20 protein-coding genes are annotated in these 20,102 nt (G+C 55.1%); 18 read left to right on the top strand and 2 right to left on the bottom strand.

Annotated features, from left to right (window positions below):
* The 10 genes from VI01_RS00985 (at window position 1) to VI01_RS00940 (ending at window position 9,219) form a co-directional block, all read left to right on the top strand.
* Complete coding sequence (locus VI01_RS00985) at window positions 1-741, top strand: heme ABC transporter permease (protein ID WP_045813697.1); 741 nt, start codon at window positions 1-3, stop codon at window positions 739-741.
* Window positions 738-971 carry a heme exporter protein CcmD gene (gene ccmD / locus VI01_RS00980; protein WP_045813682.1) on the top strand — a complete coding sequence of 78 codons (234 nt, stop codon included), beginning with the start codon at window positions 738-740 and terminating at the stop codon, window positions 969-971. The genes VI01_RS00985 and ccmD overlap by 4 nt, the downstream gene beginning before the upstream one ends.
* The gene (gene ccmE / locus VI01_RS00975; protein ID WP_034825185.1) at window positions 968-1,453 is read left to right on the top strand and encodes a cytochrome c maturation protein CcmE; all 486 of its coding nucleotides are present in this window, start codon (window positions 968-970) and stop codon (window positions 1,451-1,453) included. The genes ccmD and ccmE overlap by 4 nt, the downstream gene beginning before the upstream one ends.
* Window positions 1,450-3,408, top strand: coding sequence for a heme lyase CcmF/NrfE family subunit (locus VI01_RS00970; protein ID WP_045813681.1), 1,959 nt, complete (start codon window positions 1,450-1,452; stop codon window positions 3,406-3,408). The genes ccmE and VI01_RS00970 overlap by 4 nt, the downstream gene beginning before the upstream one ends.
* A complete protein-coding gene (locus VI01_RS00965) occupies window positions 3,405-3,962 on the top strand; it encodes a DsbE family thiol:disulfide interchange protein (RefSeq protein ID WP_045813680.1) in 558 nt (185 codons plus the stop codon). The genes VI01_RS00970 and VI01_RS00965 overlap by 4 nt, the downstream gene beginning before the upstream one ends.
* On the top strand, window positions 3,959-4,414 hold the full coding sequence (locus VI01_RS00960; RefSeq protein WP_034825179.1) for a cytochrome c-type biogenesis protein: 456 nt from the start codon (window positions 3,959-3,961) through the stop codon (window positions 4,412-4,414). Before VI01_RS00965 ends, VI01_RS00960 begins: the two co-directional genes overlap by 4 nt.
* Window positions 4,414-5,625, top strand: a complete 1,212-nt coding sequence (gene ccmI, locus VI01_RS00955; protein ID WP_045813679.1) for a c-type cytochrome biogenesis protein CcmI — start codon at window positions 4,414-4,416, stop codon at window positions 5,623-5,625. Before VI01_RS00960 ends, ccmI begins: the two co-directional genes overlap by 1 nt.
* A gap of 35 nt (window positions 5,626-5,660) precedes the next feature.
* The gene (gene mlaA, locus VI01_RS00950) at window positions 5,661-6,428 is read left to right on the top strand and encodes a phospholipid-binding lipoprotein MlaA (protein ID WP_045813678.1); all 768 of its coding nucleotides are present in this window, start codon (window positions 5,661-5,663) and stop codon (window positions 6,426-6,428) included.
* A 263-nt stretch (window positions 6,429-6,691) separates the two neighbouring features.
* Window positions 6,692-8,002: a nitrate/nitrite transporter gene (locus VI01_RS00945; protein WP_045813677.1), complete on the top strand. Its 1,311-nt coding sequence runs from the start codon at window positions 6,692-6,694 to the stop codon at window positions 8,000-8,002.
* The gene (locus VI01_RS00940; RefSeq protein ID WP_045813676.1) at window positions 8,002-9,219 is read left to right on the top strand and encodes a mandelate racemase/muconate lactonizing enzyme family protein; all 1,218 of its coding nucleotides are present in this window, start codon (window positions 8,002-8,004) and stop codon (window positions 9,217-9,219) included. Before VI01_RS00945 ends, VI01_RS00940 begins: the two co-directional genes overlap by 1 nt.
* Before the next feature lie 53 nt (window positions 9,220-9,272).
* Here the strand turns inward: VI01_RS00940 and fadL are convergent, their stop codons facing one another.
* Window positions 9,273-10,556, bottom strand: a complete 1,284-nt coding sequence (fadL, locus tag VI01_RS00935; protein WP_034825171.1) for a long-chain fatty acid transporter FadL — start codon at window positions 10,554-10,556, stop codon at window positions 9,273-9,275.
* A gap of 358 nt (window positions 10,557-10,914) precedes the next feature.
* Here fadL and VI01_RS00930 point away from each other — a divergent pair, with 358 nt between their 5' ends.
* The 4 genes from VI01_RS00930 to sixA all read left to right on the top strand — a co-directional run bounded on the left by VI01_RS00930 (window position 10,915) and on the right by sixA (window position 15,496).
* A complete protein-coding gene (locus VI01_RS00930) occupies window positions 10,915-11,211 on the top strand; it encodes a YfcZ/YiiS family protein (protein ID WP_075564061.1) in 297 nt (98 codons plus the stop codon).
* Window positions 11,212-11,378: 167 nt separating this feature from the next.
* Window positions 11,379-12,689: an acetyl-CoA C-acyltransferase FadI gene (gene fadI / locus VI01_RS00925; protein ID WP_045813675.1), complete on the top strand. Its 1,311-nt coding sequence runs from the start codon at window positions 11,379-11,381 to the stop codon at window positions 12,687-12,689.
* Window positions 12,689-14,818: a fatty acid oxidation complex subunit alpha FadJ gene (fadJ, locus tag VI01_RS00920; protein WP_045813674.1), complete on the top strand. Its 2,130-nt coding sequence runs from the start codon at window positions 12,689-12,691 to the stop codon at window positions 14,816-14,818. The genes fadI and fadJ overlap by 1 nt, the downstream gene beginning before the upstream one ends.
* 195 nt (window positions 14,819-15,013) lie before the next feature.
* Window positions 15,014-15,496, top strand: coding sequence for a phosphohistidine phosphatase SixA (gene sixA, locus VI01_RS00915; RefSeq protein ID WP_038649978.1), 483 nt, complete (start codon window positions 15,014-15,016; stop codon window positions 15,494-15,496).
* 57 nt (window positions 15,497-15,553) lie between these two features.
* On the opposite strand, the gene smrB is transcribed toward sixA, so the two are convergent.
* Window positions 15,554-16,102 (bottom strand): endonuclease SmrB, encoded by a 549-nt coding sequence (gene smrB, locus VI01_RS00910; RefSeq protein ID WP_034825165.1) that lies wholly within the window; start codon window positions 16,100-16,102, stop codon window positions 15,554-15,556.
* Window positions 16,103-16,258: 156 nt separating this feature from the next.
* On the opposite strand from smrB, the gene prmB reads away from it, so the two are divergent.
* The 4 genes from prmB to VI01_RS00890 all read left to right on the top strand — a co-directional run bounded on the left by prmB (window position 16,259) and on the right by VI01_RS00890 (window position 20,084).
* A complete protein-coding gene (gene prmB / locus VI01_RS00905; protein ID WP_045813673.1) occupies window positions 16,259-17,191 on the top strand; it encodes a 50S ribosomal protein L3 N(5)-glutamine methyltransferase in 933 nt (310 codons plus the stop codon).
* Window positions 17,192-17,238: 47 nt separating this feature from the next.
* Window positions 17,239-18,324 (top strand): chorismate synthase, encoded by a 1,086-nt coding sequence (gene aroC / locus VI01_RS00900; protein ID WP_045813672.1) that lies wholly within the window; start codon window positions 17,239-17,241, stop codon window positions 18,322-18,324.
* Between the two features lie 7 nt (window positions 18,325-18,331).
* The gene (gene mepA / locus VI01_RS00895) at window positions 18,332-19,156 is read left to right on the top strand and encodes a penicillin-insensitive murein endopeptidase (RefSeq protein WP_045813671.1); all 825 of its coding nucleotides are present in this window, start codon (window positions 18,332-18,334) and stop codon (window positions 19,154-19,156) included.
* A 130-nt stretch (window positions 19,157-19,286) separates the two neighbouring features.
* Window positions 19,287-20,084, top strand: coding sequence for a sulfite exporter TauE/SafE family protein (locus VI01_RS00890; RefSeq protein WP_045813670.1), 798 nt, complete (start codon window positions 19,287-19,289; stop codon window positions 20,082-20,084).
* Window positions 20,085-20,102 lie beyond the last annotated feature (18 nt).

Genomic DNA, 20,102 nt, shown 5'->3' with positions numbered 1-20,102 from the left:
ATGTGGAAATGGTTACACCAGTGGGCGAAGCCTGAGCGGCTTTACCAGCTATGCGGTCGCTTAATTCCCTGGTTCGCAGTGCTGGGCGTCACCACGCTGCTACTTGGCTGGGTATGGGGCTTTGGCTTTGCACCGGCCGATTATCAGCAGGGCAACAGCTTCCGAATTATGTACATTCACGTGCCTGCGGCGATGTGGTCCATGGGTGTTTACGCCTCTATGGCGATTGCCGCGTTCATCGGCCTGGTGTGGCAAATGAAAATGGCGGATCTGGTCTCCGCAGCGATGGCGCCGATTGGCGCAGTATTTACTTTTATCGCGCTGGTCACCGGTTCTGCCTGGGGCAAACCGATGTGGGGCACCTGGTGGATTTGGGATGCCCGCCTAACCTCGGAGCTGGTGCTGCTGTTCATCTATATGGGGGTGATTGCGCTCTATCACTCGTTTGAGGATCGTCGCACCGCCGGTCGCGCTGCAGGTATCCTGATTCTGGTGGGCGTGGTTAACTTGCCCATCATCCACTTCTCGGTGCAGTGGTGGAACACCCTCCATCAGGGATCGTCTGGCATTTTGCAGCAGGCGATTGCGCCGAGCATGCGGACGCCGCTGCGCTGGGCCATTCTCGGTTATCTGCTGGTGTTTGGCGCGCTGACGCTGATGCGCCTGCGTAACCTGATTTTGTTCAGCGAGCGCCATCGTCCATGGGCGATCGATGTGGCTCAGGGAGGGCGCAAAGCATGACACCGGCTTTCTCATCATGGAGCGACTTCTTCACCATGGGCGGCTATGCCTTCTATGTCTGGCTCGCCGTCATCCTCACGTTAATCCCTTTATTTGGTCTGGTGCTGCATACCCTGTTGTTCCGCCGCCGTTTGCTGGCAGAAATTCGCCAGCGTCAATCCAGGGAGCGCCGCATTCGCGCGGCCAAGTCGAAAAAAGCTGCCAGTGAAGCAGCAGGAGAAACCGTGTGAATATCCGTCGTCGTAACCGCCTGTATGTGGTGGTGGCGATTTTGGTCGGCTTAGGCCTGGCCACATCGCTGGTGATGTACGCGCTGCGTTCCAACATTGACCTGTTTTACACCCCGAGTGAAATTCTGTACGGCAAAGGCGAAGCGCATCAGATGCCGGAAACCGGGCAACGTCTGCGCGTCGGCGGCATGGTGATGCCTGGCAGCGTAAAACGCGACCCCAAAACGCTGGCTGTCTCTTTCAAGTTGTATGACGCCAACGGCGTGATCAGCGTAAGTTACGAAGGCATCTTGCCGGACCTGTTCCGTGAAGGGCAGGGCGTGGTAGCGCAAGGTGTGCTGGAAAGCGGCAACCTGGTCAATGCCAAAGAAGTGCTGGCAAAACATGACGAAAAATACACCCCGCCAGAAATTGAAGATGCGATGAAGAAAAACCACACAGGACCTGCAGCGACTTATCAGCAGGCAGGTGCTCAATCATGATGCCGGAAATTGGCAGCTTTCTGCTTTGCCTGGCGCTGGGACTCGCGCTGCTATTAAGTATTTATCCGTTGTGGGGCGCAACCCGTCAGGATGCACGTTTGATGGCGATGGCACGCCCGCTGGCGTGGGGCATGTTCGCCTGTATCGTTGCCGCCTTCGTGGTGCTGGTACATGCGTTCATCGTTAACGATTTCAGCGTGGCCTATGTCGCCACCAACTCCAACACCCTGCTGCCGGTTTACTATCGCATCGCGGCCACCTGGGGCGCGCATGAAGGTTCACTGCTGCTGTGGGTGCTGTTGCTCAGCACCTGGACGGTAGCCGTCGCGATTTTCAGTCGCGGTATGCCGCAGGATGCACTGGCGCGTGTGTTGTCAGTCATGGGGATGATCAATCTCGGCTTCCTGCTGTTTATTACGCTCACCTCGAATCCGTTTACTCGTACCCTGCCGAACTTCCCGGTTGATGGCAGCGACCTCAATCCGATGCTGCAGGATATCGGGCTGATTTTCCATCCGCCCCTGCTCTACATGGGTTATGTCGGTTTCTCGGTGGCATTTGCGTTTGCTATTGCGTCATTGATGGCAGGGCGTCTCGATACCGCATGGGCGCGCTGGTCACGCCCGTGGACGACCGCAGCCTGGGTTTTCCTGACCATTGGCATCGTGCTCGGTTCGGCGTGGGCCTATTACGAACTGGGCTGGGGCGGCTGGTGGTTCTGGGATCCGGTCGAGAATGCTTCGTTCATGCCTTGGCTGGCCGGTACGGCGTTGATGCATTCACTGGCGGTGACAGAAAAACGGGGTAGCTTCAAATCCTGGACGGTGCTGCTGGCGATCACGGCATTCTCATTAAGCCTGCTGGGCACTTTCCTGGTGCGCTCAGGCGTGCTGGTGTCAGTGCACTCGTTTGCTTCCGACCCGGCGCGCGGCATGTTCATTCTCGCCTTCCTGGTGATCGTGATTGGTAGCTCGCTGCTGCTTTATGCCATCAAAGGTGGCAAGGTGCGCAGCCGTGTGCAGAGCGAAGCCTGGTCACGCGAATCCTTCCTGTTGGGTAATAACGTTCTGTTAATTGCGGCCATGCTGGTGGTGCTGCTGGGCACGCTGTTGCCGTTAGTCCATAAGCAGTTGGGACTGGGCAGTATTTCTGTCGGCGAACCGTTCTTCAATACCATGTTTACCTGGCTGATGGCACCGTTTGCCCTGATGCTCGGCATTGGGCCACTGGTGCGCTGGCGTCGCGATGAGCCGCAGAAACTGTGGAAACGGCTTGGTGTCGGCTTGCTGGTCACACTGATCTTATCGATCGCGCTGCCATGGCTGCTGCAGGACCGCATAGAAGCGATGACGGTGATTGGCCTGTTGATGGCGATCTGGGTGATTCTGCTGACGCTGATGGAACTGCACGAGCGCGCGACCCATCGCCACAGTTTCTTCAAAGGTCTGCGTCATTTAACCCGCAGCCATTGGGGCATGGTGCTGGGTCATTTAGGCGTTGCCGTAACGGTGGTGGGTATCGCTTTTAGCACGCAGTACAGCGTTGAGCGCGATGTGCGCATGAAATCGGGCGATACCGTGGATATCCACAACTATCACTTCATTTTCCGCGATGTACACAACTTGCAGGGGCCGAACTACAGCGGCGGTGTTGCCATTATCGATGTGACGCGTGACGGAAAATTTGAAGCGGTACTGCATGCTGAAAAGCGGTTCTATACCGCAGCTCGCACCATGATGACCGAAGCGGCAATCAGCGGTGGCTTCACTCGCGATCTCTACGCGGCATTGGGCGAAGAGCTGGATGACGGTTCATGGGCGGTGCGCATCTATTACAAACCGTTCGTGCGCTGGATTTGGTTCGGCGGCGTGTTTATGGCGGTCGGCGGCCTATTGTGCCTGCTGGACCCGCGTTATCGTTCGCGCAAAAAAGCGCAGCAGGAGGAGCCGGCATGAGTAAGAAAATCCTGTTCATCCCGTTAGTGCTGTTTCTGCTGCTGGCGGCCGCGCTGTTGTGGCAGCTGTCTCGCAACGCTAATGGTGATGATCCCACGCGTCTGGAGTCGGCGCTGATTGGTAAGCCGGTACCGGTTTTCAAACTGGAAGCGCTCAATAAGCCGGGCAAAATCTACGATCAGCAGGTTCTGACCGACGGCAAACCGATCCTGCTCAATGTCTGGGCCACCTGGTGCCCGACATGCCGTGCTGAGCATCAGTATCTCAACACGCTGGCCGAGAAGGGCATTCGCGTCGTTGGGCTGAACTACAAAGATGATCGCACCAAAGCGGTCACCTGGCTGAACACGCTGGGCAACCCGTACGCGCTGAGCCTGTATGACGGTGACGGCATGTTAGGTCTGGATCTCGGCGTCTACGGTGCGCCGGAAACCTTCCTGATCGACGGCCACGGTATTATTCGTTATCGCCATGCGGGGGATATGAATGATCGCGTGTGGAACGAAGAAGTGAAACCGCTGTGGGATAAATACAGCAAGGGGGCCGGTGCGTGAAACGGCTGCTTCTGTTAATAGCGGGCATTCTGCTCAGCACCAGCCTGTGGGCTGCCATTGATACTTACCAGTTCGATTCGGTACAGCAGGAAGAGCAGTACCGCGATCTCACCGGTTCACTGCGTTGCCCTAAGTGTCAGAACAACAGCATTGCCGACTCCAATGCGATGATTGCCGCAGACATGCGTCTGAAAGTGTATGAGCTGATGAAGCAGGGCCAAAGTCGCCAGCAGATCATCGACTACATGGTGGCGCGCTACGGCAACTTCGTCACTTATGAACCCCCGGTTACCCCTTCAACGCTGATTTTGTGGGTGGGGCCGGCGCTGTTTGTGGTGCTGGGCGGCTTGATTATTATTCTGCGCAATCGCCGGGGGAAAACCCGTAGCGATCTCGATGACGATGAACAACAACGCCTTGCGGCGATTCTTAAGCGTGACGGGAAGCCGTAATGACTGGATTCTGGATTACCCTGATTATTTTGCTGGTGGCAGCCTCGGTGCTGTTTCTTCGCGCGGGCTGGCGTCAACGTGAAGCCAGCAGCGGCGATCGCGATCGCCTGAATACCGATTTTTACCAGCAGCGCCTGCGCGAACTCGAACGCGATGAAGAAGAAGGCGTGGTTGCTGAGCGTCCCGAGATGGTACGTGAACTGCAACAAACGCTGCTCACCGATGTGCCAAACGAGCACGCGGCTCGCATCCATCACAGTAGCCGTTGGGTGCTATTGCCGGGTTTGATTGTATTGTTGCTGGTGTCGGTTGGCTTTTACCTGAAGACCGGTGGACTGGCGCAACTGGCCGGTTGGGTTAGCGTACAGCAGGAATACCCTCAGTTGCGTGCCCGTGTGATGGATCCCAAAGCGGCGCCCTTAACCATGGAAGAGTTGGCTCGCCTACAATTAGGGTTGCGCACCTCATTGCAAGACGATCCGCAAAACCTCAATGACTGGACGATGCTGGGCCGCCTTGGCATGGTGCTGAATAACGCGACCAATGCCAGCCAGGCCTTCCAGCGCGCATTGCAACTGGCACCTGATAATCTGGAACTGCAGCAGGATTATGCCGAAGTCCTGACGCGCTCCAGCGATCCGCAGGACAACCGCCAGGCCAATGTGATGCTGAAAGATCTGCTAAAACGCGACCATAGCAACGTGCGCACCCTGAGCTTGTTGGCATTTAATGCTTTTGAGCAGCAGCAATATGATCAAGCGATTGGCGCCTGGCAGGTGATGCTGAAGCTTCTGCCCGCGGGTGACAAGCGCATTACCATGATAGAGCGCAGCATTGAACAAGCGAAAACTGATGCGGGACAGCAAAATAGTCACCTGGCATTGACGGTGAGTTTAACCTCGCAGGCAGAAAAAATGTTACCGCAAGGCGGAGTGTTGTATATTTCTGTGTCTGACGGTGTTTCACCGGTGCCTGTGGCTGTGAAGCGTTTACCGCTGAGCCATTTCCCGTTATCGCTCACGCTGGATGACAGCAACGCCATGATGCCCGATCGCCTGCTTTCGGCGCAGCATCAGGTGCAGGTCAGGGTGCGTATTTCGCGCGATGGTAGCGCCAATCCTCAGTCGGGAGACTGGTTTGGCTTAAGCGCGCTCACCCCCTGGGATGGTCATCAGCAACTGGCTGTGGAGATTAATCAACAGCAGCCCTGAAGCGATACATTATTCAACCGCACAGGGAGATAAGAATGAATAACCGCCTGACCGGTCTGGCGCTGGCCAGCTTGCTGCTGGTGGGATGTGCCAGTTCCAAACCGGCCGATCCAACGCAGCCTGCGCAGCGTAGCGATCCGCTCGAAGGCTTTAACCGCACGATGTTTAATTTCAACATGAACGTGCTGGATCCTTATGTGGTGCGCCCGGTGGCGGTTGCCTGGCGTGACTATGTGCCGGTTCCTGCGCGCAGTGGCATGAGCAACTTCCTCGGCAACCTGGATGAACCTGCCAGTATGCTGAACTCGATTCTGGTGGGTGAACCGCGCCAGGCAGGAATCCACTTCACGCGTTTCTTCCTCAATACCGTATTGGGCTTGGGCGGATTTATCGATGTGGCGGGCAAAGCGAATCCTGAACTGGCGCGAGAAGTTCCGCACCACTTCGGGAGTACTCTGGGTCGTTACGGGGTGGGCTATGGTCCTTATGTGGTTCTGCCGGGTTATGGCAGCTTCACGGTGCGTCAGGATGGCGGCGACTATGTCGATACGCTTTATCCGGTGCTGAGTTGGCTGACCTGGCCGATGTCGATTGGTAAATGGACACTGGAAGGTGTGGAAACACGTGCACAGCTGTTGGATTCCGATGCCATCCTGAAACAGCAGCAGGATCCGTATGCGTTTATCCGCAACGCCTACTTCCAGCGTAATGATTTCCTCGCCAACGGCGGGAAGTTAAAACCGGAAGAGAATCCGAACGCCAGTGCGATTCAGGATGACTTGAAGGACATCGATTCACAGTAATGCCAAACATGACAGACCTGAAATGGCGACCTTAAGTGTCGCCATTTTTTTTAGCAAATTAGTATTAATTTGTGATTAATTAGTCATAGTTAGAATCGCTTCACAGTAATTTTTGGTCCTATTCCAATTCCCTTCGTTTAGTACGTTTAATGTCACAATTACTTAACAAAGTGAACAATACCACTGGCTGATCATTTTCCTGCTCGCTAACGTAGAGTGAATTAAAACAGTGTTTTATTTCATTTCTTCAGCAAGGAATCGCCATGACGGACAGCACTTCTACCGCAACGAAAACGGCAATACCCGAGCATGAAAGCGCTCAGATGACACTCAGTGTGGGCCAGCGCTGGTTCCAGCTGATGCTAGTGGTTCTGGCGGCAGGGACGATTTATCCACTTCTCTATCTACGCCAATATTATCAGCCGACATTGATCGCCTATTTCAGCATCAACGATCTGCAACTTGGCCAGCTCTACTCGATGCTTGGCACCGTATTTGTATTGAGTTATTTACCCAGTGGTTGGCTGGCGGATCGCATTGCCCCGCGCATCCTGATCTGTTTCTCCCTTTTCACAACCGGACTCTTAGGTTTTCTTTATGCCAGCCAACCGCCTTTCCCGCTGTTACTGTTGATCTTTGCCTGCTGGGGGCTCACCACAGGATTAACCTTCTGGTCCGCTGTCATCAAGCGTGTGGGCGCCATTGCTCAGTCTAATGAGCGCGGAAGGTTTTTCGGCATACTGGATGGCGGGCGTGGCATGGTCGAAGCTTCTCTCGCCACGGTCGCGGTGGCTTTGTTTGGCTGGTACGCGTCTCAGGGGTTGGAGCAAACGGGCTTCCGCCATGTGATCCTGATGTACGCCACACTGTGCGTGGTTTTAGCCGTCATCCTGGCGTTTATCCGCGATCCTTCCGTGACGCACGCTCAGCCGCGAGCAGCCACTCGCCAGGGAAATCTGTGGCAGGATTTTAAAACCATCGCGGGCAAGCCTAACCTTTGGCTCCTCGCCAGCGTGGTGTTCTGTGGCTACCAGCTGTTTTGGTCAACGTACAATTTCTCTGCGTATTTAAGAACATCTGATTATGGTGTCACTGCGGCACTGGCCGCATTTATTACCGCAGGGAAAATGTGGATGCGCCCGATTGGGGGCATTGGCGGTGGCTGGTTGGCGGATAAAATCTCGCGCGCTGGCGTACTTTGTGGCGTGCTGATTTGCGGTGCTTTAGGCGTCACAGGGCTGATTTTACTGCCATCGGGCATTCCGCATGGGGCGTTAATTGCATTTGTGCTGTTGGTGGGGATGTTCGCTTATGCCGTGCGCGGGCTTTACTGGGCATTACTCGATCGCTGCGATATCCCACCTCACTGTACCGGCTTAGCCATTGGTTTAGTTTCCGTCATTGGCTACTCACCCGATATCTATCTTCCACTGCTTAGCGGCTATCTCACACAGCATTTTCCAGGCGCGACGGGATACCGTTTTTTCTTTGCCTACATCGTTTTTATAACGCTATGCGGCGCTTTTGGTGCCTGGCGTTTACACGTTCGTTTTAAAATCAAAGAGGAAGCCTGATGAAAGTTATCTCAATGGAAACCCATGTGGTTGCCGTCCCTCCACCGCATTTGGGTGGCATGTATTGGCTGTTTGTGAAGTTGAAGACCGATGACGGCATCGAGGGGGTTGGAGAAATTTATGCTGCAACGTTTCACCCGGACGCCATGGTGCCGATCATTCAGGACGTGTTTGAACGCTATCTGTTAGATCAGGATCCGCATCACACAGAACGGCTGTTTCGCCAGACCTACTCAAGTGGTTTCACCCAAAGGCCCGATCTCACCATGATGGGCGTGGTGAGCGGTCTTGAGATGGCCTGCTGGGATATTATCGGTAAGGCGGCGAACAAACCGGTGTATCAACTGCTTGGTGGTCTGGTTCAGCCACGTTTACGCTCCTACACCTATCTGTATCCCACCAATGCGCGAGGAGAATATGACTATGACGATCCAGATCTGGCGGCGGAGTGCGCCGCCGAGAATGTGAGGAAAGGCTTCACCGCCGTGAAGTTTGATCCTGCCGGACCTTACACTGCCTACTCCGGTCATCAGCTTTCGCTGGAAGTGCTGGATCGTTGTGAGCTGTTCTGTAAGCGCATTCGCGAAGCAGTGGGCAGCAAAGCCGATCTATTATTCGGCACGCATGGGCAGATGGTGCCTTCATCTGCCATTCGCCTGGCTAAGCGGCTGGAAAAGTTCGATCCGCTGTGGTTTGAAGAACCTGTCCCGCCGGGACAACCCGAGGCGATGGGCGATGTCGCGCGGCACACTTCCATTCCTATTGCGGCGGGTGAGCGCCTCACCACCAAATACGAATTCCACCAACTGCTGCAGGCTGGAGCGGCCAGCATCATACAGATGAATGTGGCGCGCGTCGGTGGATTACTGGAAGCGAAGAAGATTGCTGCGCTGGCAGAAGTGCACTACGCGCAGATGGCACCGCACCTCTACAATGGTCCGATTGGTGCCGCTGCCAGTATTCAACTGGCAGCCTGTACGCCCAACTTCCTTATCCAGGAGAGCATTGGAACCTGGGATGGCTTCCATGCGACCATCCTTAAACAACCGATTCAATGGGAAGAGGGTTACATCATTCCTTCTACTGAACCGGGGTTAGGCGTGGAGCTGAACATGGAGGTGGTGAAGCAAAACTCGCCTTACCATCATCGGCGATTGCATCTGCAAATGGCGGAGAGCCCAGCGGATGTGAAAGATCTGGCTCCAGCAAAAGGATAACGCAATAAAAAACGGCGACATCTCTGTCGCCGTTTTTCACACTGTTGGCAGCATCAGAACTTGTAGTTAAAGTTCGCGCCGTACAGCCAGGCTTTACCCTCGGAGTTAAAGGTATAAGGGCCTTCTTTCACGGTGACTTTCTGGCCGTGCATGTAAGAGATACCAAGGTCGACTGACGCATTTTCGTTGAAGGCGTAAGAAGCACCGGCGCTCAACCACAGACGGTCCTGATCCGGAATTGAGATCGAGCGTTTGTCAGCGGGAACCGGGCTGTCATCAAATGCGATACCGGTACGGAAGGTCCAGTTATCGTCGTAGAAGTAAGTGGTACCCAGTGCGATGCGATAGGCATCTTTAAAGCCTTCATCCTTATAGAACAGCGTCTGGCCGTTGCTGCCCGTGGCCTTCAGTTCCTGGAACTGGCTCCAGCTGGTATAGGTCAGGCTGTAGTGAACGGCCCACTGTGGTGCCACTTTATGCCAGCCCGACACTTCCCACATCTCTGGCAGGTTCAGCGTGAGTGAACCCGGAATGGTTTGGCCGCTGGTGCCGTATGGCAGTCCTAAGGCAATCGCCTGCGGTGTACCGTTGTAAGCGGTTGGAATGCTGCTCTTATAATCGCCGTCAAAATCGATTTTTACTTCTGAACGATAGGTGAAGCCGAAGCGGTTGTTTTTATCCACTTCATACAGGATACCGGCGTTCCAGCCGTAGCCCCATTCATCACCTTTCAGGTGGGCAACCTGAGTATCAGCTGGCATGCCGACGCGAGCGCCTGCTTCACCCGCATAACGTTCGATTTTTGCTTTAGCGTAAACCGCATCAAAGCCAACACCAAAGCTGAAGTGCTCATTCAAACGATAAGCCGTGCTAAGGTTAAAGTTACCTGTCATCAGGTCGGTTTTACCACCGTAGCCGCCAGCGGTGTAACCGTCATTGAACTCTGTCGCCAGACCATAGTTAGAGGTGACGGATGCGCCTACCCACCACTGATCGTTAATCGGATGAACATAATGGAGGTTAGGGATCCACTGATTCGGTGCGATGTTTTTCGCATTCAGGCTGTTGCCGGTTGGGCTCTGGCCGCTGATATCAACTTCCGGATCAATATAAACGGTACCGATGGAGAAAGAAGGGCGATCCATCAATGCCATGGTCGCCGGGTTACGACTGGCAGATGCGGCGGTATCGCCCATCGCACCTTCACCCGAATAAGCACGACCTAAACCAATTGCTGAGAATTCATTAAGTTGAAAGCCTGCGGCGTAAACTTGGGAAGAAATAAGCGCCACTGCAGCTGCCACAGCTGACTTTGCAAACAGGTTCTTATGGTTCATGACCACAACCTCATCTGGATTTATTATTAAACGTTGTTACGTCGCGTAACAAAGGACGGCGGATTGTAGGGACTGATGACAAAGGCACATATCAGACCAGTGCGACGAGTATAGGTCTGACCTGTGTATTTGTTGCAATAATGTTTTTTAAATATTTCCGATTTGATCGATAAAATCAGATCTGCTTAACAAAATCTTGTCGATGCCCATCTAGCATAGCGGTCAAATTTGTTCTGGATCAATTTTTAGTGTGATATTCGTCACTTAGCCGCTGAGAGATAGAAGCCAGGCCGCGCGGGGCGTACACTTTGTGTCAGAAAATGATCCGATTGTGTCTATTTATCGTCAGGAGAAAACAATGACTGATGCCATTAAAAAATGCAGTGCCACGGAAACGGCGGCTTGCTGCTGCGTAGATGTTGGCACCGTAATGGACAATACCGATTGCACGGCGAGCTGGTCTGGCGCTTTTGCCGATCGTCATGCGGCTGAAGCGATGCTGAAGCACCTGACGGACAAAGCGCGTCAGGTTGAATCCGAGCCTTGCGTGATTCAAGCCGAGTTCGTTGAAGAAGCGCCAGGCATACGCCTGAATGTTGATTTCACTTTTGCCTGCCAGGCTGAGACCCTCATTTTTCAACTCGGCTTACGCTAATCCTGTCGCTGCCGGAAGCCCTTCCGGCAGCGTTTTCTCTTTTTCGTGTCTTCCCTCGCACTTTTTTTCTTCTGTTATTGGCGACTTAGCGACACCTGGTTAACACTGATGATCAGGTCAGACCTGTTTGGCAATGATGCTACGGTCGTAAATTACAGGTGAGTGCAATGAGCAAAGCGCAGCCGCTGCTGACGCGTCAGAGCGAACGTATCGCCATAACCCATGGATTACGCACGCCTTTCGCTCGTCAGGCGAGTGATTTTCATGGCATTTCCGCGCTGGAGTTGGGACGCATGGTGGTGTCAGAACTGATGGCACGCAGCGAGTTATCGGTAGACGTTATTGACCAGCTGGTATTCGGCCAGGTGGTGCAGATGCCGGAAGCGCCTAATATTGCGCGCGAAATCGTGCTGAGCAGCGGATTGAGCGTTCACACCGATGCTTACAGTGTCAGTCGTGCCTGTGCCACCAGTTTTCAGGCGGTGGCGAATGTGGCGGAAAGCCTGATGGCGGGCACCATTGATGCAGGTATTGCCGGTGGCGCAGACTCCTCATCGGTACTGCCCATTGGCGTCAGTAAAACGCTGGCGCGCGCGCTGGTCGATCTCAACAAAGCGCGAACCTTTAGCAAAAAGCTGCAAATTCTACGCCGCCTGCGCCCCCGTGATTTGCTACCGGTGCCTCCTGCGGTGGCGGAGTATTCCACGGGTTTACGTATGGGGGATACCGCCGAGCAGATGGCGAAAACCCATGGCATCACGCGTGAGCAGCAAGACACCCTGGCGTTGCGCTCACATCAGCATGCAGCGCGTGCCTGGCAATCAGGCGTGCTGGCGCAGGAAGTGATGACTGCCTTTGTACCGCCATGGAAAGCACCGATCGAGCAGGATAACAACATTCGCTTTAACGCCAGCGCCAGCGATTACGCCAGGCTGCGATCAGCTTTTGATCGCCACCACGGTTCTGTCACGGCAGCCAACAGCACACCGCTAACGGATGGCGCCGCCGCAGTGATTTTGATGCGTGAAGGCCGCGCACGTGAGCTGGGGATTACCCCGATCGGCTATCTGCGCAGCTACGCGTTTACCGCGATTGATGTCTGGCAGGACATGTTGCTGGGTCCTGCTTACGCCTCGCCGCTGGCGCTGGATCGCGCGGGTATCACGCTCAATGACCTCACGTTAATCGATATGCACGAAGCCTTTGCTGCGCAGACGCTGGCGAACCTGAAAATGTTCCGCGATGAGCGTTTTGCGCGCGAGGTACTGAATCGCCCGCATGCCTTGGGTGAAGTCAATGAAGAACGTTTCAATGTGCTGGGCGGCTCCATTGCTTACGGCCATCCGTTTGCTGCCACTGGCGCGCGCATGATCACCCAAACGTTGCATGAACTGCGGCGGCGCGGCGGGGGATTGGGCTTGGTAACCGCCTGTGCAGCAGGCGGATTAGGCAGTGCAATGGTTCTGGAGGCCGAATAATGAGTGCATCTGCATTCCATTTACATATGCGCCTCGATCATGTCGGCATCATCACCATCGACGTGCCGGGCGAAAAGATGAACACGTTAAAAGCGGAGTTTGTCCCACAAATAAAAGCGGTGCTGGCTGAAGCGCGCAGCAATCCCAGATTGGCGGGATTGGTATTGATCTCTGGCAAAAGCGATAACTTTGTTGCCGGTGCAGATATCAGCATGATCGCGGATTGTCAGACGGCAGAAGAAGCGGAAGCCCTGGCGCGACAGGGGCAAGAGGTGATGGCGCAGATCGCGGCATTGCCCTTCCCGGTGGTTGCGGCAATCCACGGTGCCTGTCTTGGCGGCGGGCTGGAGTTGGCGCTGGCCTGCAGCGCACGCATCTGCACGCTGGATGATAAAACCCGCTTGGGCCTGCCGGAAGTGCAGTTGGGTCTGTTACCTGGCTCAGGCGGGACGCAGCGCCTGCCAAAACTGATTGGTGTGCCGCAAGCGCTACCGCTGATCCTGAGTGGTAAACAGCTGCGTGCTAAACAGGCGTTGAAACTGGGTGTCGTTGATGATGCGGTGCCACAATCCATCTTGCTGGAAACGGCGATTGCACGTGTGCATAAAGGAAAGATCGTTCGCCGTGAGCTGTCACGTCGTGACCGCCTGATGCAGGCGCCACTGGCACGCTCGCTGTTATTCGCGATGGCAAAACGTCAAACCGACAGCAAAACGCAGGGCAATTACCCTGCGGCGGATCGCATTCTGCATGTGGTGCGCACGGGTCTGGAGCAGGGCAGCGATGCCGGGCATGCAGCGGAAGCGCGTGCCTTTGGCCAGCTGGCGATGACACCGGAATCCGCGGCGCTGCGCAGTCTGTTTTTTGCATCGACCGCGATGAAGAAAGACGCCGTGGCCGAGGCTGAACCACGCACATTGCAACACATCGGCGTGCTCGGTGGCGGATTAATGGGCGGTGGCATTGCCAGTGTGACGGCGCTGAAAGCCGGTTTGCCAGTAAGGATTAAAGACGTCAATCTCAATGGTGTGAACCACGCATTGCAATATAGCTGGGACCTGCTGAGCCAAAAAGTGAAACGGCGTCAGCTTAAACCGGCTGAGCGTCAGCAACAGATGGCGCGTATCAGCGGCGGTATCGATTATCAGGGGTTCAGCCAGCGCGATTTGGTGATTGAGGCGGTTTTTGAGGATTTAACCCTGAAGCAGCAGATGGTGGCGGATATCGAAAGTCATTGCCAGCCGCATACCATCTTTGCTTCCAACACCTCCTCGTTACCGATTGGCGATATTGCCGTCAACGCGCAGCGTCCCGAGAACGTCATTGGCCTGCACTATTTCAGTCCGGTGGACAAAATGCCGCTGGTGGAAGTGATTCCGCATGTGGGGACGTCGGCAGAAACGCTAGCGACCACGGTGCAGCTAGCGCGCCAGCAGGGTAAAACAGCGGTGGTAGTGGCCGATAAACCCGGTTTTTACGTCAATCGCATCCTCGCGCCCTATATAAATGAAGCCATGCGCTGCTTGCTGGAAGGGGAGCCGGTGGAGCATATCGATCGTGCGTTAGTGAAGTTCGGTTTTCCGGTCGGGCCGTTACAGTTACTGGATGAAGTTGGCATTGATGTCGGCAGCAAAATCAGTCCGATTTTGCTGCAGGCTTATGGCGAGCGTTTCAGCGCACCCGATGCGGTGAATGCCATCCTGGCCGATGGCCGCAAAGGGCGTAAAAACCAGAAAGGATTTTACCTTTACAACGCGGCTCGCTGGCCGGGAAAACGCAAAGTCGATGACTCAATTTATAGCCTGATTAACGTCAAGCCGCAGGCAAAGCAGAGCGAAGAACAGATTGCACAACGCTGCGTGATGATGATGCTGAATGAGGCCGCACGCTGTCTGGACGAGTCTGTGGTGCGCAATGCTCGGGATGGTGATATCGCGGCGGTATTTGGCATCGGCTTCCCGCCTTTTCTTGGCGGGCCGTTCCGCTATATGGATCAACGCGGCGTCAGCGAAATCGTCAATACATTACGTGCATTAATGCAGCAACATGGCGATCGTTTCGCGCCCTGTGACGCTTTAATGGCAATGTCAGAAGCGCAAACGAATTTTTACACTTCTGCACAAATTTGAATAGGCGCACAGATTCAGCGGGTTAGTTATGGTGCCATGAAGAAGGTGGTGCGGCACCATTCTGAGATGTGCTTATTTAATAAACAACCGGTTGACTATACTGAAGCCATTGGGGTAAAACACAGCGTTCATTCGCAGAATGAAGCGTCTGGTGCTGTGGTACCCGACGATATCGACAAACAACAGCGGTGCTTTATGCAAGTTTTTATCATGCGTCATGGCGATGCAGCTCTGGAAGCAGCGAGTGATTCAGTACGCCCACTCACAATCTGTGGCTGTGACGAATCGCGCCAGATGGCGAGCTGGCTAAACGGCCAGGCGCTGGATATTGAAAGGGTATTAGTCAGCCCTTATCTTCGTGCAGAGCAGACGCTCGCCACGGTACGCGAGGCACTGAAGCTGCCAGAAGGGCAGGATGTGCTGCCAGAACTGACGCCGGGTGGCGATCCGGGCATGGTGGCCTGTTATCTGCAGGCGCTGGCGCAGCAGGGTGTTAAATCAGCTTTAGTGATTTCGCATCTGCCGCTGGTGGGCTATCTGGTTTCAGAGCTCTGCCCGCAGGAAGCGCCTCCGATGTTCGCTACGTCGGCAATTGCCTGCGTGAATTTTGATGCAGAGGCCTGTGAAGGCAAACTGGAGTGGCAGGTCAGCCCGTCAAAACTGGCTAAAGCAATGTAAACTCGCCGTGCGTGAGATCTCTATGGGCCGCCTTATGCGGCCCTTTCCTTTTTAGGGCTAAGGCAGTTCCGGCGGTTGCCACTCTTCAACTTCAATCAACACCAGCAGAGCGGCATCACCGCCAAACAGCTTCGGTGCCTGATGAAATGCCATGACGTGCGGATGTTGCGCCAGCCACAGCGGTGTTTGCTGCTTGAGGATATGCTTACCGTGCCCGGTCATCACGCTGGCACAAAACAGGTGTTCACGGCGGCAGGCGGCAATGAGCGCCCCCAGCTCCTGTTTGGCCTGCTGCTGTCTTAAACCATGAAGATCGAGAAAAATCTCCGGCGTGTAATCGCCGCGTCGCAATTTCTTCAGCTCGTAATGACTGACATCCGCGCGCACATAACGCATCGGCCCCTCGCTGGAGAGTAAAGGCTGAAACTCATCTGAGAAGTAGTGACTGTTATCGGCCTGCTCGGAAAGTAATCTTTTCAGCGGGACTTCGCGGGTTTTCACTACCGGTTTGTGCACGATAGTGTCTTGTTTCAGCTTACGCGTTCCGCTCATCAACTCACGAAACAGCGCCTGATCGTCCTGGTTTAGGGGCGTCTTCTTACTCATGGCTCAAAATAGGGTTAAAGGGCTGGTTAACAGCCGGTGGCATACCTTAACGCTTAGCGTTAACAAATGTCAGCTTTTTCGCCTTGCTGCGCTGAATTCTGCCCGGCTTCGTGGCACACTATCGGCCGATTGATTTTAAGGCCTGCGGAGGGCTACGTGGACAAGATTTTCGTCGATGAGGCAGTGAGTGAACTGCACACCATTCAGGATATGCTGCGCTGGGCTGTCAGCCGTTTTTCGGCGGCAGGCATTTGGTACGGCCACGGCACGGATAATCCCTGGGACGAAGCAGTCCAACTGGTTCTGCCTACGCTCTGGCTGCCGCTGGATATCCCCGAAGATATGCGCAATGCGCGCCTGACGGCCAGCGAGCGTCACCGCATTGTTGAACGTGTGATTCGTCGCGTAAACGAGCGCATTCCAGTGGCCTATCTCACCCATAAAGCCTGGTTCTGTGGTCACGAGTTCTATGTCGATGAACGCGTGTTAGTGCCACGTTCACCGATTGGCGAGCTGATTGAAAACCGCTTTGCCGGACTGATCGGTGAACAACCGCATCACATTCTCGACATGTGTACCGGCAGCGGCTGCATCGCGATTGCCTGCGCTTACGCCTTCCCGGAAGCGGAAGTCGACGCGGTGGATATCTCCACGGATGCACTGGCGGTGGCTGAGCAAAATATTGAAGAACATGGCCTTATCCATCACGTTACGCCCATTCGCGCCGATCTGTTCCGCGGCCTGCCGCAGGTGAAATACGATCTGATCGTCACCAATCCACCGTACGTGGATGCGGAAGATATGGACGATCTGCCGAATGAATATCGCCATGAACCGGAACTGGGCCTGGCAGCAGGCAGTGATGGTCTGAAACTGGTGCGCCGAATTCTCGCCTGTGCGCCGGATTATCTGAGTGAGCAGGGCGTGCTGATTTGCGAAGTGGGCAACAGCATGGTGCATATGATGGATCAGTACCCGGATGTGCCGTTTACCTGGCTGGAGTTCAATAACGGCGGTGACGGTGTGTTTATGCTGACGCGCGAGCAGATCGTCGCGGCTCAGCATCACTTCTCCTTCTACAAAGACTAAAAAAATGGGGCGAAACATCGCCCGCAACATCGCAACAAGGAACCACAATGGCCGGTAACAGCATTGGACAAGTTTTTCGCGTGACCACCTTTGGCGAGTCGCATGGTATTGCGCTGGGCTGCATCGTTGATGGTGTGCCGCCAGGCATTCCGCTCACGGAAGCGGATATTCAGCACGATCTCGATCGCCGCCGCCCGGGGACGTCGCGCTACACCACACAGCGCCGCGAACCGGATCAGGTGAAAATTTTGTCCGGCGTGTTTGAGGGCGTCACCACGGGCACCTCTATCGGCCTGCTGATTGAAAATACTGACCAGCGTTCGCAAGATTACGGCGCAATCAAAGATCTGTTCCGCCCCGGCCATGCGGATTACACCTACGAACAAAAATATGGCCTGCGCGACTATCGCGGTGGTGGGCGCTCCTCAGCGCGCGAAACCGCGATGCGCGTGGCTGCGGGTGCGATTGCCAAAAAATATCTGCAAATGAAGCACGGTATTCAGGTGCGTGGCTATCTGGCACAGATTGGTGATGTGGCCTGCGAGCTGAAAGACTGGAACATCGTTGAAGAGAACCCGTTCTTCTGCCCGGATGCCTCGAAGCTGGATGCGCTGGACGAACTGATGCGCGGCCTAAAGAAAGAGGGTGACTCGATCGGTGCCAAAGTCACGGTGATGGCGGAAAACGTGCCACCGGGACTGGGCGAGCCGGTATTTGATCGTCTGGATGCCGATTTGGCTCATGCGTTGATGAGCATCAACGCGGTAAAAGGCGTGGAAATCGGTGACGGTTTCGCGGTGATTAACCAGCGCGGTAGCCAGCATCGTGATGAGATTCGTGCTGACGGTTTCCAGAGCAACCACGCGGGTGGCATTTTGGGTGGCATCAGCAGCGGCCAGACCATCAGTGCGAATCTGGCAATGAAACCCACTTCCAGCATCACCGTGCCGGGTAAAACCATCACGCGTGAGGGCGAAGAAGTGGAGATGATTACTAAAGGTCGCCACGATCCTTGCGTGGGCATTCGTGCGGTGCCCATTGCCGAAGCGATGATGGCGATTGTGTTGATGGATCACCTGCTGCGTCAGCGTGCGCAGAACGGTGACGTCAACAGCAGCGTTCCGCGCTGGTAAGTCACTGATGCGCCGCCTGCTCACTATCGTTGCCGCGCTGTTGTGCAGTGCGGCTGCCTTTGCTGCCACGCCCTGGCAGCAAATTCATCAGCCGATTGCTGGCAGCCCACAGTCGATTGGCGGGTTTGCCAACGGCTGTATTGTCGGTGCACAGCAATTGCCTCTCAATTCACCTAACTATCAGGTCATGCGCCAGGATCAGCGGCGTTATTACGGCCATCCCGATCTGATTGCTTTTATTCAACGTCTTAGTACCCAGGTGCATCAGTTGCAGCTGGGGCAAGTGTTAATTGGTGATATGGGCATGGCGGCCGGCGGGCGCTTCAGCAGTGGGCATGCCAGCCATCAAACCGGGTTGGATGTCGATATCTGGTTGCAGCTGCCGCAAAATCGCTGGACGGCGCAGCAACTGCTGAAGCCACAGCCGCTGGATTTGGTGGCACCGGATGATAAGCAAGTGATTGCACGTCATTGGCAGCCGCGGATTGCCAGCCTGATCAAGCTGGCGGCGAAAGATGACGAAGTAACGCGCATCTTCGTCAATCCGGCGATTAAAAAGCAGCTTTGTGCAGATGCTGGAAGCGATCGTGCATGGCTGAATAAAGTGCGCCCGTGGTTTGCCCATCGTGCCCACATGCACGTGCGTCTGCGCTGTCCGGCTGGCAGTCTGGAGTGCGAAGATCAGGCAGCACCGCCGCCGGGTGATGGTTGTGGCGCAGAGTTAGACAGTTGGTTCCTGCCGAAAAAACCGGGTAGCACGCCGCCTGTGAAGAAAACGCCGCCGCCGTTGCCGCCATCCTGTCAGGCATTATTAGATCGTCATTTACTCTAGCCTTGACGCTTCCTGTTGCAGCAGCATTGGCAACGTTCTCTCTCCCAGGCACGGATGTTTGTGAGACCAGGAGAGAGCACGGATGCCCAGCCTGCAATATTAACGGTCGGGTTAACTTTACGAGAAAAAAATGGACCTATTTGTTGTTAGCCCACTGTTGCTGGGCGTGTTGTTTCTGGTTGCGGTGCTGGCAGCGTTTATCGACTCCATCGCCGGCGGTGGTGGCTTACTCACCGTTCCTTCATTACTCGCTGCGGGGCTCTCTCCTGCTCAGGCTTTAGCCACCAATAAGTTGCAGTCGGTAGGCGGATCTTTCTCTGCCAGCCTCTATTTTGTGCGTCGCGGCGCGGTGAAACTGCGTGAACAGCGACTGAACATTGCCATGACCTTTATCGGCGCAGTCTGTGGCACGGTTCTGATTCAGCATATTCAGGCGGAGGTGCTGCGACAAATTCTGCCGCTCCTGCTGATCAGCATCGGTTTATGGTTCCTGCTGATGCCGCGGCTGGGCGAGTCGGATCGTGAACATCGCCTGCAGGGGATCGCTTTTGCGCTGGTCGGCGGTGGTTGCGTCGGTTTTTACGACGGCTTTTTTGGTCCGGGTGCCGGTTCATTCTATGCATTGGCGTTTGTGACGCTAAGTGGCTTCAATCTTGCCAAGGCCACCGCCCACGCCAAAGTCCTAAATTTCACCTCCAATTTCGGCAGTCTGCTGTTCTTTATGTTCGGCGGAAAGGTGGTGTGGGGCACAGGCGTGATCATGTTGATTGGCGCATTCGTGGGTGCGCGTATCGGCGCCAGACTGGTGCTGAGCCGGGGTCAGAAGCTGATCCGCCCGATGGTGGTGACTGTATCCGCCGTGATGAGCGCCAAATTATTGTGGGATAGTCATGGCAGCGCGTTGCTGGCGTGGATAGCCACGCTGTAAAGCAGTACTCGTCAAGAA

This window comes from Pantoea sp. SM3 (assembly GCF_000963995.1).
Classification (GTDB): Bacteria; Pseudomonadota; Gammaproteobacteria; order Enterobacterales; family Enterobacteriaceae; genus Pantoea; species Pantoea rwandensis_B.
This window is presented reverse-complemented; position numbering and strand designations above follow the sequence as displayed.

Coding starts and splice junctions, on each gene's coding strand:
- sixA (WP_038649978.1), top strand. CDS start 15,014: ATGCAAGTTTTTATCATGCGTCATGGCGATGCAGCTCTGGAAGCAGCG.
- VI01_RS00965 (WP_045813680.1), top strand. CDS start 3,405: ATGAGTAAGAAAATCCTGTTCATCCCGTTAGTGCTGTTTCTGCTGCTG.
- VI01_RS00970 (WP_045813681.1), top strand. CDS start 1,450: ATGATGCCGGAAATTGGCAGCTTTCTGCTTTGCCTGGCGCTGGGACTC.
- fadJ (WP_045813674.1), top strand. CDS start 12,689: ATGAGTGCATCTGCATTCCATTTACATATGCGCCTCGATCATGTCGGC.
- VI01_RS00945 (WP_045813677.1), top strand. CDS start 6,692: ATGACGGACAGCACTTCTACCGCAACGAAAACGGCAATACCCGAGCAT.
- fadI (WP_045813675.1), top strand. CDS start 11,379: ATGAGCAAAGCGCAGCCGCTGCTGACGCGTCAGAGCGAACGTATCGCC.
- ccmD (WP_045813682.1), top strand. CDS start 738: ATGACACCGGCTTTCTCATCATGGAGCGACTTCTTCACCATGGGCGGC.
- smrB (WP_034825165.1), bottom strand. CDS start 16,102: ATGAGTAAGAAGACGCCCCTAAACCAGGACGATCAGGCGCTGTTTCGT.
- VI01_RS00930 (WP_075564061.1), top strand. CDS start 10,915: ATGACTGATGCCATTAAAAAATGCAGTGCCACGGAAACGGCGGCTTGC.
- fadL (WP_034825171.1), bottom strand. CDS start 10,556: ATGAACCATAAGAACCTGTTTGCAAAGTCAGCTGTGGCAGCTGCAGTG.
- ccmI (WP_045813679.1), top strand. CDS start 4,414: ATGACTGGATTCTGGATTACCCTGATTATTTTGCTGGTGGCAGCCTCG.
- VI01_RS00985 (WP_045813697.1), top strand. CDS start 1: ATGTGGAAATGGTTACACCAGTGGGCGAAGCCTGAGCGGCTTTACCAG.
- mlaA (WP_045813678.1), top strand. CDS start 5,661: ATGAATAACCGCCTGACCGGTCTGGCGCTGGCCAGCTTGCTGCTGGTG.
- mepA (WP_045813671.1), top strand. CDS start 18,332: ATGCGCCGCCTGCTCACTATCGTTGCCGCGCTGTTGTGCAGTGCGGCT.
- VI01_RS00940 (WP_045813676.1), top strand. CDS start 8,002: ATGAAAGTTATCTCAATGGAAACCCATGTGGTTGCCGTCCCTCCACCG.
- VI01_RS00890 (WP_045813670.1), top strand. CDS start 19,287: ATGGACCTATTTGTTGTTAGCCCACTGTTGCTGGGCGTGTTGTTTCTG.
- aroC (WP_045813672.1), top strand. CDS start 17,239: ATGGCCGGTAACAGCATTGGACAAGTTTTTCGCGTGACCACCTTTGGC.